Source organism: Patescibacteria group bacterium (assembly GCA_016784145.1).
Taxonomy (GTDB): Bacteria; Patescibacteriota; Patescibacteriia; order UBA2591; family UBA6264; genus BS150m-G65.
In genome coordinates this window covers 20,004-33,629 of the sequence record JADHVF010000003.1, presented here as the reverse complement: position 1 = coordinate 33,629, position 13,626 = coordinate 20,004, and the positions used below count along the sequence as shown (strand labels likewise).

Below are 13,626 nucleotides of genomic sequence, written 5' to 3'. Positions count from 1 at the left end.
ATTTTATGCTTGTTCATATAAAACAAATCATTGATAATGCTAATAAAAAAGGTTATGCAGTCGGAGCTTTTAATACTTTTAACCTAGAAATAACAAATGCAATTGCGGTTGGGGCTAACAAGGTTAATGGTTCGATAATTATTCAGGTAAGCGAAACAACCCTTAAATATGCTGGTGCAAAAGTAATTGCGAATATTGTGCGAACGATTGCGAAAAATAAGTTTAAACATATTCCGATTGCCCTTCATTTAGATCATGGCAAAAAATTTTCATCTGTAATCGAGTGCATTGAGGCTGGTTTTTCCTCTATTATGATTGATGCTTCAGAATCTAGTTTTAGTGAAAATATTAATATAACCAAGAAAGCAACTGAATATGCTCACAAGCATAATGCTTGGGCCCAAGGAGAACTAGGCATGATAGTCAAGGATAAACAAGACATTAATGAAATGATATCTAATCCAAGCAAGTTTTTGACAGACCCAGACCAGGCACAAGAATTTGTTGCTAAAACAAAAATTGATACACTAGCAATAGCAGTTGGCAATATTCATGGACTTTATAAAATTAAACATAAAGCACCAAAGCTTTACTTAGATAGATTGGCAGATATTTCCAAACAAGTTAAAATTCCATTAGTGCTTCATGGAGCATCTAAAATTCCAGACCATGATATAAAAAAAGCAATTTCTCTTGGAGTTAGAGTAATTAACATTGATACAGAGATAAGATATGCCTTTAGGACTAGTTTAATAGAGTCATTAAAAGTCAAAGACCAATATGATCCTAGAAAAATATTAACACCAGTAATAGATGAAATTTCTGATGTTGTTGCTAACAAAATTTTAGTTTTTAAAAATGATAAAAAACTTTAAAAATGATTAATATTATTCTTTTAATTATTACTTTTTCTTGTTTGGGAGGTATTTTTTATATTCTTTTAAAAAAAATTCTTTTTTTATCAAAAATTAATTTATCAGATACAACAGCAGATGAAATTTCAGAAATTAAAAAGAGATTATTACTAAAAAAGGTTGATAGAAAAATAAATAAAATAAAAGATAGTTTCTCTAGAAGAATTTTATTGATTAAAAAATATATTCAAAAGATTAATGTGTTTTTTAAAAAAACTTATTTAATTTTAAAATATATTTTCAAAAAATTAACTAATCTTGATTTTTTTAGAAAACTAGCTAAAATAAGAGAATCATTAAAACATAGTCATAAATCAAAATCATAAAAGTATAATTATACACAGGGGTTAGACCTCTCTAAAGGGAGACTGACCCCCTGTGCCGAGATAGCTCAGTGGTAGAGCACTTCCATGGTAAGGAAGGGGCCCAGGGTTCGAATCCCTGTCTCGGCTAATTTACGGGTGGGTAGCAAAGCGGCCAAATGCATCAGACTGTAAATCTGACGGTGATTACCTTCGTAGGTTCGAATCCTGCCCCACCCATTTTTAGTAATTTTATTGAGGTCCACCCTCTTCTTGGAGGCTGGACCTCTTAAGTATAATCAAGGCCTCTAAGTGAGTCTACTTAGGGGCAAGGCCTCTAAGTAAAACTCTAAGGGAGATTGTTGATTATTCTACTTAGGGGCAAGGCCTCTAAGTGAGGTTGTTGATTATTGATTACTGATTATTGATTTATACTCTACTTAGGGGCAAGGCCTCTAAGTAAACTCTAAGTAGAACCCTCAGTGAGGTTGTTGATTATTGATTACTGATTATTGATTTGTACCCTACTTAGGGGCAAGGCCTCTAAGTGAGGTAATAAAAAAAAAAGACATATTTCCGAAATAGGGAATAGTCTTTGTGCATAAATTCTTGAAAAAGCGGGCGAGCGGAATTGAACCGCCGTCTCATCCTTGGCAAGGACGTATAATAGCCACTATACGACGCCCGCAAAACTTATAATATTTCTTCTTTTAATTTTTCAATAATTTTACGATTTGTCAATAGATTTTTAATATAAATTTGTCCATTAGTAGTTTGAAGATTGTTTACCATCTCTTGTATTTGTTCTTCTCCTTGGCCTTGCATTTTATACATTGCTTGGATTTTTTCGATTTCAGCTTTCACTTCTTTGTCAGAAATTGTTATTTTTTCATCAATTGCTAGTTGCCTTATACATAAAGAGGTTTTTACTCTTTGCTCAGCGCTTTGACCAAGTTCTTTTTTTAATTGTTCTTCTGTTTTTTTGATATTTTTTAAATAATCCTCAAAATTAGAAAAGTCATTATAATTTTTGATAGACATTTTAATTTCTTCTAGCATTTTATCTGTTTCTTTATCAACAAGTATGGTCGGGATTTTATCTATTTCAGACATTTTAACTAATTGTTCTAATATTTCTTTTTCTGCTTTTTGAGATTGTTTGTTTTTTTGTTCGGCCTCTACATTCTCTTTAATTTTATTTTTTAATTCTTCAACTGTCTTAAATTTTCCTAATCCTTTGGCAAAATCATTATCAAGTTTTGGTAATTCTATTTCATATACATTTTTAACTTCAGCTTTAAAATCTACTAATTTCCCGGCCAGGACTTTGTCATAATGAGAATCAGGATATTTAAATGAAAATTCTTTTTTATCTCCCTTTTTTAATCCTTCAAGATTTTTGGATATGCCAGGAATTTGTTCTTGTCCTCCCAATATTGTTGAAAAGTTTTTAACTTGTCCGTTTTCCACTGGGACTTTATCAATAAAAAGATTTAAATCAACCTCTATTTTATCTCCCTTGTTAGCTTTTCTTTGAACAAGGATTTCTTTTTTCTTGGCCATTTGAAGCTCTTTAATAACATTATCAACGTCTTGTTTTTTTATTTCTTTAACTTCTTGTTTAATCTTAATTTTTTTATAATCTCCTACTTTTACACTTGGGATGATTGCAACTATAACTTTAAAAATAAGAGGATTATCTTTGGCTATTTTCTGAATTTCAATTTTTGGCTGATCAATTGGTTGAAGTTTTTCTTTAGCAATTATTTCAGGATATTTTTGATTAATTGCTTTTTCTGCTGAGGCTTGCAAGATTTTATCTTCCCCAATTTCTTGCTGAACAATATTGGCAGGAGCTTTTCCTTTACGAAATCCAGCTACTTCAATATCTTTTGAGAGCTCTGCTGTTGCTTGTTTTATAAAGGGAGCCATTTCTAAAGTAGATAATTCTACAATAAATTCAATTAAACTTTGGTCAAGTTGGTTTTTTTTAATATTCATATTTTGTTTATTTTTTTATTTATTATAATAATGGAGCAATAATTAAAGATACAATTGACATTAACTTGATAAGAATGTTCAAGCTTGGCCCAGCCGTATCTTTAAAAGGGTCTCCTACAGTATCTCCGATAATGGATGACTTGTGAGCATCAGAACCCTTGCCTCCTAGATTTCCTTGCTCAATATATTTTTTAGCATTATCCCATGCCCCGCCTGAATTGGCCATCATTACGGCCAACAAGAACCCAACTAAAATTGCTCCAACAAGAAATCCTCCTAATGCTTGCTTGCCAAGGACTATCCCAATAAGAATGGGAGCTATAATTGTTATTATGCTAGGCAGAACCATTTTGCCTAAAGCAGCATTGGTTGATATTGTAATACATTTTTGATAATCAGGCTTTGTTTCTCCTTGGATTAGCCCTTTTATTTCTTTGAATTGCCTGCGCACTTCTTGAACAATTTTTTCAGCAGTTTTGCTAACAGCTTGCATTGTAATGGATGAGAATAAAAATGGCATTAATCCACCAATAAATAGTCCAACAATAATTTCTGGCCTATTTAAATCAATAATTTTTACTTGTATTGATTGAAGATAGCTAGTTAACAAGACAATGGCAGTCAATGCTGCCGAGCCAATGGCAAACCCTTTCCCAATAGCTGCGGTTGTATTTCCAATTGAATCTAATCTTTCAGCATTTTTTCTGGTTGATTTCCCCATTTTAGCCATTTCAGCAATGCCAGCTGCATTGTCAGAGATAGACCCATAGGCATCAATGGCAATAATTGTTGTTAATATTGATAGCATTCCAATAGCCGCTAGACTGACTCCATAGACACCTGCAATTTTATGAGAAATTAAAATTGTAGCTGAAATTGCTAACATTGGAATTAATGTGCTTTTCATTCCCAATGATATTCCAGAAATAATATTTGTACCAGCTCCCGTAATAGATGCTTTGGCCAAGTTTTTTGTAGGACTATATTTATTTGATGTAAAATATTGGGTAGTTGCTCCGATTATTACTCCACAAACAAGACCAGCAATAATTGCACCTAAAATTTTTATATCGAAAGAAAATATTTTTAAAAATATAAGAGAACCAATTATTGTCGAAACAGAAGAAGCCCATATTGTTTTATCAAGTATTTTGGCTGGTTTGCTTGATTTTGAAAAATAAACAGTTAAATACCCAATCAAACTAGAGATTATTCCAATGGCAGCTATTGTTAGCGGAATAAATATAATATTTTTTCCTATAAGTTGAATTCCAATCATACCCAAAGCCATGCTGGCAATCAAGGAATTAACATAACTTTCAAATAAGTCAGCCCCCATGCCAGCCACATCTCCTACGTTATCGCCAACATTGTCCGCGATTATAGCTGGATTTCTGGGATCGTCTTCCGGAATACTTGCTTCAATTTTGCCAGCTAAATCTGCCCCAACATCAGCTGCTTTGGTATATATTCCTCCACCTACTCTGGCAAATAATGCCACCAAAGATGCTCCTAATCCAAATCCATAAATAATTTGGATGTCTTGAAAAATAATATAAAAAATACTTATTCCAGTTAATCCAAAACAAGCAGTTGTTAGCCCCATTACAGTGCCAGAATTAAAGGCTATTTTAAGTCCAGGAATTATTTTTGATTGCACTGCTTCAGCTGTTCGTATGTTGGCAATAGTTGCAATCCGCATGCCAATGTTTCCAGACAAGGCGGCTAAAATAGCTCCAAAAATAAATGTAATGGCTATTTTGATTGATAAAAAAATAAAGAGGAGGAAAAATACGATGATTACAGATATTTTTAAAACTCTATATTCTTCTTTTAAAAAAGACATTGCTCCATTTTTTATTAATTCTGCTATTTGCTCGGCTGAATGGCTATTTGTATTTATTCTTTTTATTTTATTTGCTAAATAAAAAGCGATTAAAAGCCCTAGCATAGAAATAACAATAGAAAAATAAAGCATATAATTTAATTTATTTTAATAATCAATAATTAATATTTTTTTTACACCCATCTTGCCCATGGTTCTCAGCGAGCACAATGTTAATTAATTATTCTTTCTCTTTTTCTTTGGTTTTCTTTGTATTTTTAGAGGTTTTTTTCTTGTCAGTAAGTTTTTTCTTTCCCCCGGCCTTGCTTTTAGTAGATTTAGTTTCGACTACCTTTTGCTCGTTTTCAATTTTATCTTTGGTTGTGACTGTTTCTTCTGGAGCATCCTTGTCTTTTGTTTGTTTGTCATCTAGTGATTCTTTTGTTGCTTCTTCTTCAATGCTAATTTTCCATTCAGTTAACCTTGACGCTAAACGAACATTTTGTCCAAATTTTCCTATGGCTAAAGAGAGTTGGTCTTTTTTTACTCTGACAATAGCTATTTTTTCTTTTTTCTTTAGTTTAATTGACGATATTTTGGCTGGAGAAAGAGAATTGGCTATGTATTTTTCAATATCTTTATCAAATTCAACAATGTCTATTTTTTCTCCGCCAACTTCATTTATAATTGTTTGAATCCTACTTCCTCGTTGGCCAATACAAGCTCCTATTGGGTCGATTGATTTTTCTTTTGTCCAGACAGCTATTTTTGCTCTTGACCCAGGTTCTCTGGCAATTGCTTCTATTTTTATTAAATTATTTCCTATTTCGGGAATTTCTGAAATAAATAATTCTTTCAAAATGTCTGGATGTTTTCTAGATATAATTATTTCAGGTCCTTTTGGTGTCATTGAAACATTAACAATATAAAATTTAAGTTTTTGTTCTAAAAAATATTTTTCTTCTTTAACTTGCTCTTCATAAGGCATTTTCGCAACTGTATTTTCTACATCAACAAATATGGCTTGTCTTTCTATTCTTTGAACAACCCCGCTTATAATTGTTCCTGCTTTTTCTTTAAATCTTTCATATATAACTTCTCTTTCAGTTTCTCTTAATCGTTGGATTATTACTTGTTTGGCAGTTTGGGCAGCTATTCGGCCAAAATTAGAAGGAATTTCTAATGGCATTTTAATGATGTCATCTATGATTGCTTTTGCTTTAATTTTAATTGCATCAGATAAATAGATTTCAGTTTTTGGGTTAAATCTTTTTATTGGTTCTCCTTCTTCTTCTTTTGTTTCAGCATTCTTCTCTTCCTCTTCTTCTTCATCATCATTTTCTTCTGCATCTTTAACTACTGTCTTTTCATCAAAGGCCTTCATTTTTCCAGATTCTGGGTCAAATTCTATTTTTATGTTTTGCAATTTATTCCCAAAGTCTTTTCTATAGGCAGCGGCCAAAGCTTGCTCGATTGCTTCTAGAACTTGTTCTTTTTTAATTCCTTTTTCTTCGGAAATTTGTTCAATTGCTAGTAAAATGTTTTCTATCATTTTTTTTTAAGATTAATAATTTAGCAAATAACTAACCTATTTATAATGGGTTAGTTATAATAATATTATAAAGTTTTTTTTTAAAAAAGCAAGGATAAAGCCAACTAATTAAAGTTGGCTTTTTTTTAGATTATCCATGGAATAGTGTAATATTTTATCAAAATCATTTATTTTGTTAGGAAATTTTTCCTTAATGATTTTGGTATATTCTTCTATTATTCCTATGGAAGCGTTTTTTTCAATTGCTTTTCCCATTTTTTCTAAAATTGTCTTACTAATTTTTTCATTAATCTTGTGATTAATGGTTGGCAATTTTTCGATTGAGAATTCTATTTTTAATCCGTTTTCAATAAAGCTAATTGAATCCATTTATTCTATCCTCCTTTTTTATGTTAAATAATTTAGTGTATAATATAATAACAAATTCTTCTTCGGTTGTCAATACATGATATTTGTGCTCAATATCTACTTAGGGGCAAGGCCTCTAAGTAAAACCCTCAGCGAGGTTGTTGATTATTGATTACTGATTATTGATTTCTACCCTACTTAGGGGCAAGGCCTCTAAGTAAAACCCTCAGTAAGATTCGTGCTCAATATCTACTTAGGGGCAAGGCCTCTAAGTGAGGTAAAGGCCTCTAAGTAGGGCCTACTTGGTGGCAAGTTTAATTAAAGGTTGTTTTGTGTCTTATTATTTTAAACAAGGGAAAAGCCGGCTTTAATTAGCCGGCTTTTGTTTACTTTGTTTTATAAATCGTATTTCCTGATTAATGGAAGAAAAAGGACATAAATGCCGAATGTTGTCATTGCTATTCCAAATAACCAGACAGGGAATAATATCGTGGAGACAACTATTTCTCCGGGAGTTGAACCAGCCCCGCTTGTTTGAAACACGAGATATGTCCCAATAGCCATAAATAATGGCCCGGATATGATTCTGTGAATCATTTTTCTTCTTGCAGTATATTTTTTCAAAGTATCCTCCTTTTTTAGATTGTATATATATGGTAGCAAATTTTTTTGTTTTTGTCAATACTTGACATCAAGAGGCCTTGCTTCTTGTTCGGCAAAAAATAAGTATTTTAATTATTAAATATTTTCCCTGGTTTCCCAATGGTCTTCTAAATACAAATCCTCTTCTTTTCTAAAAAAGCAGAGGTCATACAAACATCAGTTATTAATACTTGGAGCCCAAATCCCAAGCAATCCTAAGTAGGTTATTTTTTGAATATCAAGGCGTAGTGACTTGGTCCGGCTGTAAATTCTTTAACTAATTTTAATCCGACTTCTCTTGTAGTTTGTTTTATTTCATCAATACTAACTCTATTTTCCATTGGAGGCCCGAAAAGGGTTGATGATTTTTTCCAGTCAACAATTAAAAATTTGCCTGTTTTTTTTAATATTCTTATACCTTCTTTTATTATCTCTTTTTCTTTGGTTGTCTGGAATAATACATTATTTAATATAACTAAATCAATGGAATCATCTTTTAATTTTGTTGAGCCGTAAATTTCTAAATCAGCCCAAATTGTTTTTAGATTCATTACGCCAAAAACCTTAGAAGCTCCCTCTACGCTAGCTAAAGCGTCTTTTACAATATCAATGGCATAAACAACTCCTTGGGGGCCAACCAATTTAGCTGATTGAAGAGAAAAGTGTCCTCTTCTCCCACAGCCAAGATCTGCTACAGACATTTTTTTACCAATGCCTGTTTTTTCTAAGAGAGTTTTTGCATCAATTAATTTTTTACCTCCCGGGATCTTATCTTTTATCATATTAATTATTATAACACCATATTATGTGTTGGCAATATTAAAAAAACATAATAAAATATAATGTATGAATATATTTTCCAAATATTTAATTTTTTTGCTTATATTCTTAATTTTTGGCTGGTATTGTTTTTTAATGGCCACTCCAATTAATCTGACTAATTCAGATATTGGTCGTCACCTAAAAAACGGAGAGCTTGTATTAGAGGGGAACAAGCAAGTTATGACTACTAGTTTTTATTCTTATACAAATCCAACTGTTCGAACAATTAATCATCATTGGGCAACTGGCGTTTTATTTTTTTGGATTAATAAGCTTTCAGGATTTTCAGGAATATCAATTGTTTATTTAATTTTATCATTAATAATTTTTGGATTTTCTTTTATCTTGGCTCGTCAATATTCAAATAATTTTTTAACAATAATTCTATCATTATTAATAATTCCAATTTTAGTAACCAGGACAGAAGTCCGTCCAGAAGTTTTTTCTTATCTTTTCAGTATTTTATTTATATATATATTGCTTAATTATAGACAAGGTAGAATTTCTTATAAAACACTTTTTTTATTGCCTATTCTCCAAATATTATGGGTCAACTTACATGTGTTTTTCTTTTTAGGGCCATTAATAGTATTGGCTTTTTGGTTAGAAGAGTTAATTTTGCCAAGCAGTAAAAAAAAGCCAAAAATTCTATCTACATGGCGAATAACTTTGGCAAGCAATAGGCAAAAATATGGAATTATATTTATAATTTGCTATTTGGCTCAATTCGTAAATCCATTTTTTTATAAAGGAGTTTGGCATCCCTTTTATTATATGGTTACAAATTATGGTTATAAAATTATTGAAAATCAGTCAATCTGGTTTATGGATAGATATTTTGGCACGCAAGGGTATTTGTTTTTTAAGATAATATTTTTGGTTGCTTTGTTAAGTTTTTTATATGCTTTAATATTTAATAAAAAAAGATTTTCCCTGGCTCTCTTTTTCTTAATGTTAGGTTTTTCTTTCATGGCATGGATAATGAATAGAAACATATCTTTGTTTGGTTTTTTTGCCTTGCCAGTGATTGCTTTTAATATAGGAGGTAGTGTTTTTTACTTTAAGAAAATATCTAAACAGCTTCAATCAATTGTTTTGAATATAATATTTTTAATAATAATACTTTGTTTGCTGGTTGGTAATTATAATTTAATCAAACAACATAATTTTGGGATTGGACTAATGTCAATCAATAATGCTTCCATAGATTTCTGGAATAAAAACAATCTAAAAGGGCCTATTTTTAATAATTATGATGTTGGCGGATATTTAATTTATCATTTATATCCAATTGAAAAAGTTTTTGTTGATAACAGGCCGGCATCTTATCCTAATAAATTTTTTCAAGATACTTATATTCCAATGCAATCAGATGAAGCAACCTGGCAAGCAAAATTATCTTTGTATGATTTTAATTCAATTTTTTTCTTTCGCAGGGATATTACTCCTTGGGCACAAAAATTTTTAATTTCAAGAATTAATGATTCACAATGGGCGCCTGTTTTTGTTGATAGCAATATTATTATTTTTTTAAGAAAAAATAACCTTAATAAAAAGGTTATTGATAAATATGAAATCCCCCAGAGTAATTTCAAGATAACATATAATTAAATATTTATTTAATTGTTTTTCCCCAGATATTCATAAAAAATTCAAAATATCCTAATTGAATTTTTTTTCTTTCAAATCCTGCTTGAGTAAGAATATTTTTAACATCATTATGATTGTATCTTGATATATGTTCGTCTATTTCTTGTTGGCTTATTAATTTTAATCGGGCCATTATTTTTAACAATGAATGAGTCCATTTATTAGGGGTTGTTAAAATGTATGTTCCGCCTGGCTTTAATATTCTATAAATTTCTTTTAATGTAAATGTTGCATATTTTTTTTCAAAATGTTCAATCACGGCTAACATTGTTATAACATCAAAAAAATTATCTTCAAAAGGTAGTTTTTTTTCTTGTTTAATGTCGTGATTTATTAACAAGACATCAGATTTTTCTAATTTTCTTGAATGAATTTTATCCAAGCCATATTTTTCTTTAAATTTTGTATTTGTTAAAAAAAGGGGAAATAATCCACACCCAATATCCAAGATTCTGCCTTGCCGATATTTGTTTAAAATTAACTTATTGGCGACTCCTTCTCTTTGTTTGGCTAAAAAATTTTCTAAAAATCCATAACCTCTAGTTATTTGCATGTCAGTCATTTTTTTTAATTATTTGAATGTCTGCTCCTATTTTGTTTAATCTATTGGCCAAGGATTCATATCCTCTTAAAATCGAGATAACGTTTCGTAGTATTGATTTTCCCTTGGCTTGCAACATGGCAATCAAGATAATTGCAGAAGGACGTAAGGCTGGCGGACAAATGATTTCACTGGCTTTTAATTTTACAGGTCCTTTTATATAAATTCTGTGTGGGTCTGCTAATATAATATTTGCATTCATTTTAGAGAGTTCAATATAATATAAAGCTCGCCCTTCATATATCCAGTCATGAATCAGGGTTGTTCCTTTGGCTTGAGTTGCTATTGGTACAAAAAAGGGCAAGTTGTCAATATTTAGTCCAGGGAAAGGTCTGGCATAAATTTTTTCTTCTAATGCCTTTAATTTTGATGGAAATGTTTTTAAATCAACTAATTTGGTAAATCCATTTTTAGATTTATATTTTTTTAAAATTTTGAAATTAAAACCCATTTTATCTAATTTTAATAATTCTAATTCCAAAAATTCAATTGGGCATCTTTTTATTGTTAAGCTGGAATTAGTGGTGGCAGCAATAGAAATAAAAAGCATTGATTCAATTGGGTCCTCGCTAAGATTGTATTTTATTTGTTTATCAATGTTTGGGTTGCCGAAAATAGTTAAAGTGGTTGTTCCAATTCCATTTATTTTAATGCCTAGTTTTTTTAAGAAATAACACAAATCTTGAACTTGGTAATTTGCTGAAGCAAGCTTGATAGTTGTCTTGCCTTTTATTCGACTGGCTGCCATGATGGCATTTTCAGTAACAGTATCTCCTGATTCATAAAGCACGATTTTAGCTGGAGTTAATTGTTTGTTTCTAATTGAATATGATTTTGGCCTTGCTTCAATTTTAACCCCCATTTTTTCTAAGGCAAAAAAATGTGGTTTGATTGTTCTTTGCCCAAGCTTACAACCACCTGGTTGTGGTATTTCAAATTTTTTTAATAAGTGAATCATTGGCCCCAGTAGCAGGATTACGCTTCTTGTTTTCATGGCTGTTTGCTTGTTAATGTTTTTGATGTTTATTTTTTTAGGAGGGATAATTTCTAAATTATTTTTTCCAACCCAATTTATTTTTACTTTTAAACTCTTTAATACAATGATTAGACGTTTTACTTCTTCAATTCTAGGCATGCCAATCAATGTTGTTTTATTTTTGTTTAGCAAGGCAGCAAAAAGCAAAACAACAGCAGAATTTTTAGCTGTATTTGTAGTAATAGTCCCTGATAATTTTTTGCCTCCATTTATTTCAAAGTCCATGAATAAAGTTTATTTTTTTAATTAATATCTTTGTTATGAGAAAGGAGGTGGACCCTACCGGGCTCGAACCGGTCACCTCCACATTGCAAATGTGGCGCTCTGCCAACTGAGCTAAGGGCCCTTTTGGGCTCATTTTAATATCTTATACCTTTATTAATATAACATAATTTGTTAAAATAGTTAAGTATTATGTTTGATAAAAATAAAATAAAATATGGACTGTCTTTTGATGATGTTTTAATTGTGCCAAAATATTCTGACATTTCTTCGCGTAAACAAATTAGCACTAAAACAAGATTTTCCAGAAATATCAAACTTAACATCCCAATTGTTAGTGCTAATATGGATACTGTCACAGAATCACAAATGGCTATTGCTATGGCAAGGCAAGGAGGCATTGGCATTATACATAGGTTTATGCCTTTAGAAAGACAAATATCAGAAATTACTAAAGTTAAAAGAGCAGAAAGTTTTGTTATTAAAAACCCAATCATTGTTTCCAAACAAGCAAAATTATCACAAGCACTTGAATTAATGGATAAGTATAAAATAGGCGGATTATTGGTGGTAGATAAAAATAAATATTTACAAGGCATAATAACTGCTAGAGATGTCCGCTTTCAAGATGATAAAGATGTGCTAGTTTCAAGCATAATGACAAACAAACAGGATTTAATTTGTGCTAGTCCTAACGTGAAAGAATCTCAGGCAAAGAAAATTTTTTTAAAACATAAAACAGAAAAATTGCCATTAATTGACAGACAAGGCAAGTTAAAAGGCCTAATTACCTCGGCTGATTTTATAAAAAAAAGTCAATATATCAACTCAGTCAAAGATAAATCAGGTCGTTTAATTGTTGGGGCAGCTATTGGTTTGAAACAAGGAATGTCCAGAACAAAAAAATTAGTAAAAGCAGGAGCAAATGTTATTGTGATTGATATTGCTCATGGTCATCATAAAAAATGTTTAGAATTACTAACCAGTATTAAAACAAAATATAAAAATACAATTGATGTTGTGGCTGGCAATATCTGCACTCAAAAAGCGGCCAAGGATTTAATATTAGCCGGGGCTGATGCACTTAAGGTTGGGATTGGCCCAGGAGCTGCTTGTTCAACTAGGTCTGTAGCCGGAGCAGGAGTGCCACAAATTACAGCCATAACAGATACAGCCAAAGTTGCTAGTCGTTATAATATTCCAATCATTTCTGATGGAGGCATAAGGGTTTCAGGGCATCTGGCAAAGGCGATTGGGGCAGGGGCATCAAGCGTAATGATTGGAAGTTTGTTGGCTGGCACAGAAGAGTCTCCGGGGAAATATTTTATAGACAATGGTGCGGTTGTCAAAATTTACAGAGGACTTGCTTCTAGGGATGTCTCAATTGAGAGAGAACATTTGGAAGGGAATAAAAAAAGACCAGAGAGAACTCCGGAAGGTATTAGTGCGCGCATCGCCTATAAGGGGAAAGTAGATAAAATTTTACAATCTTTAATTGATGGGCTTCAGTCAGGCATGAGTTATTCTGGCTCTAAAAATATTGTTGATTTTTGGCAAAAGGCAGAATTTATTGTTATAAGTAAGGCTGGACAAGATGAAGGATCAGTTGGCTGGTTGAAACAAAATAATAATCACTAATCACTAATCAATAATCACTAATTAATAATCACTAATCAATAATCAATAATCACTAATCAATAATCACTAATCA

11 protein-coding genes and 4 tRNA genes are annotated in these 13,626 nt (G+C 31.2%); 6 read left to right on the top strand and 9 right to left on the bottom strand.

Annotation, left to right across the window (positions count from 1 at the left end):
* Nucleotides 1-5: 5 nt before the first annotated feature.
* The 4 genes from ISS06_02445 (at nucleotide 6) to ISS06_02430 (ending at nucleotide 1,456) form a co-directional block, all read left to right on the top strand.
* Complete coding sequence (locus ISS06_02445; protein MBL7054033.1) at nucleotides 6-875, top strand: class II fructose-bisphosphate aldolase; 870 nt, start codon at nucleotides 6-8, stop codon at nucleotides 873-875.
* Nucleotides 876-877: 2 nt separating this feature from the next.
* Nucleotides 878-1,240 carry a hypothetical protein gene (locus tag ISS06_02440; protein ID MBL7054032.1) on the top strand — a complete coding sequence of 121 codons (363 nt, stop codon included), beginning with the start codon at nucleotides 878-880 and terminating at the stop codon, nucleotides 1,238-1,240.
* A gap of 54 nt (nucleotides 1,241-1,294) precedes the next feature.
* Nucleotides 1,295-1,366, top strand: a tRNA-Thr gene (locus ISS06_02435).
* Nucleotides 1,367-1,373: 7 nt separating this feature from the next.
* Nucleotides 1,374-1,456: transfer RNA gene (locus tag ISS06_02430), tRNA-Tyr, on the top strand.
* 376 nt (nucleotides 1,457-1,832) lie between these two features.
* Here the strand turns inward: ISS06_02430 and ISS06_02425 are convergent.
* From ISS06_02425 to ISS06_02400, 6 genes are all read right to left on the bottom strand, one after another.
* Nucleotides 1,833-1,904 (bottom strand) — tRNA-Gly (locus tag ISS06_02425).
* 5 nt (nucleotides 1,905-1,909) lie between these two features.
* A complete protein-coding gene (gene tig / locus ISS06_02420) occupies nucleotides 1,910-3,217 on the bottom strand; it encodes a trigger factor (GenBank protein ID MBL7054031.1) in 1,308 nt (435 codons plus the stop codon).
* A gap of 22 nt (nucleotides 3,218-3,239) precedes the next feature.
* Nucleotides 3,240-5,195: a sodium-translocating pyrophosphatase gene (locus ISS06_02415; protein ID MBL7054030.1), complete on the bottom strand. Its 1,956-nt coding sequence runs from the start codon at nucleotides 5,193-5,195 to the stop codon at nucleotides 3,240-3,242.
* An 88-nt stretch (nucleotides 5,196-5,283) separates the two neighbouring features.
* Complete coding sequence (gene nusA / locus ISS06_02410; GenBank protein ID MBL7054029.1) at nucleotides 5,284-6,594, bottom strand: transcription termination/antitermination protein NusA; 1,311 nt, start codon at nucleotides 6,592-6,594, stop codon at nucleotides 5,284-5,286.
* 108 nt (nucleotides 6,595-6,702) lie between these two features.
* Entirely contained in the window at nucleotides 6,703-6,963 is a 261-nt protein-coding gene (locus ISS06_02405) for a hypothetical protein (protein MBL7054028.1), read from the bottom strand.
* Between the two features lie 845 nt (nucleotides 6,964-7,808).
* Nucleotides 7,809-8,366 carry a class I SAM-dependent methyltransferase gene (locus ISS06_02400; protein ID MBL7054027.1) on the bottom strand — a complete coding sequence of 186 codons (558 nt, stop codon included), beginning with the start codon at nucleotides 8,364-8,366 and terminating at the stop codon, nucleotides 7,809-7,811.
* A 64-nt stretch (nucleotides 8,367-8,430) separates the two neighbouring features.
* Between ISS06_02400 and ISS06_02395 the strand changes: the two genes are divergently transcribed.
* Nucleotides 8,431-10,017, top strand: coding sequence for a hypothetical protein (locus tag ISS06_02395; GenBank protein MBL7054026.1), 1,587 nt, complete (start codon nucleotides 8,431-8,433; stop codon nucleotides 10,015-10,017).
* Between the two features lie 4 nt (nucleotides 10,018-10,021).
* Here the strand turns inward: ISS06_02395 and ISS06_02390 are convergent, their stop codons facing one another.
* The 3 genes from ISS06_02390 to ISS06_02380 form a co-directional block, all read right to left on the bottom strand.
* The gene (locus tag ISS06_02390) at nucleotides 10,022-10,618 is read right to left on the bottom strand and encodes a class I SAM-dependent methyltransferase (protein MBL7054025.1); all 597 of its coding nucleotides are present in this window, start codon (nucleotides 10,616-10,618) and stop codon (nucleotides 10,022-10,024) included.
* On the bottom strand, nucleotides 10,611-11,918 hold the full coding sequence (locus ISS06_02385) for a UDP-N-acetylglucosamine 1-carboxyvinyltransferase (GenBank protein MBL7054024.1): 1,308 nt from the start codon (nucleotides 11,916-11,918) through the stop codon (nucleotides 10,611-10,613). The genes ISS06_02390 and ISS06_02385 overlap by 8 nt, the downstream gene beginning before the upstream one ends.
* A gap of 48 nt (nucleotides 11,919-11,966) precedes the next feature.
* Nucleotides 11,967-12,039, bottom strand: a tRNA-Ala gene (locus ISS06_02380).
* A 68-nt stretch (nucleotides 12,040-12,107) separates the two neighbouring features.
* Between ISS06_02380 and guaB the strand changes: the two genes are divergently transcribed.
* Entirely contained in the window at nucleotides 12,108-13,553 is a 1,446-nt protein-coding gene (gene guaB, locus ISS06_02375) for an IMP dehydrogenase (protein ID MBL7054023.1), read from the top strand.
* Nucleotides 13,554-13,626 lie beyond the last annotated feature (73 nt).

Bases quoted from the DNA above. Each gene is read 5' to 3' on its own strand.
- ISS06_02445 (MBL7054033.1), top strand. From the start codon at position 6: ATGCTTGTTCATATAAAACAAATCATTGATAATGCTAATAAAAAAGGT.
- ISS06_02440 (MBL7054032.1), top strand. From the start codon at position 878: ATGATTAATATTATTCTTTTAATTATTACTTTTTCTTGTTTGGGAGGT.
- tig (MBL7054031.1), bottom strand. From the start codon at position 3,217: ATGAATATTAAAAAAAACCAACTTGACCAAAGTTTAATTGAATTTATT.
- ISS06_02415 (MBL7054030.1), bottom strand. From the start codon at position 5,195: ATGCTTTATTTTTCTATTGTTATTTCTATGCTAGGGCTTTTAATCGCT.
- nusA (MBL7054029.1), bottom strand. From the start codon at position 6,594: ATGATAGAAAACATTTTACTAGCAATTGAACAAATTTCCGAAGAAAAA.
- ISS06_02405 (MBL7054028.1), bottom strand. From the start codon at position 6,963: ATGGATTCAATTAGCTTTATTGAAAACGGATTAAAAATAGAATTCTCA.
- ISS06_02400 (MBL7054027.1), bottom strand. From the start codon at position 8,366: ATGATAAAAGATAAGATCCCGGGAGGTAAAAAATTAATTGATGCAAAA.
- ISS06_02395 (MBL7054026.1), top strand. From the start codon at position 8,431: ATGAATATATTTTCCAAATATTTAATTTTTTTGCTTATATTCTTAATT.
- ISS06_02390 (MBL7054025.1), bottom strand. From the start codon at position 10,618: ATGACTGACATGCAAATAACTAGAGGTTATGGATTTTTAGAAAATTTT.
- ISS06_02385 (MBL7054024.1), bottom strand. From the start codon at position 11,918: ATGGACTTTGAAATAAATGGAGGCAAAAAATTATCAGGGACTATTACT.
- guaB (MBL7054023.1), top strand. From the start codon at position 12,108: ATGTTTGATAAAAATAAAATAAAATATGGACTGTCTTTTGATGATGTT.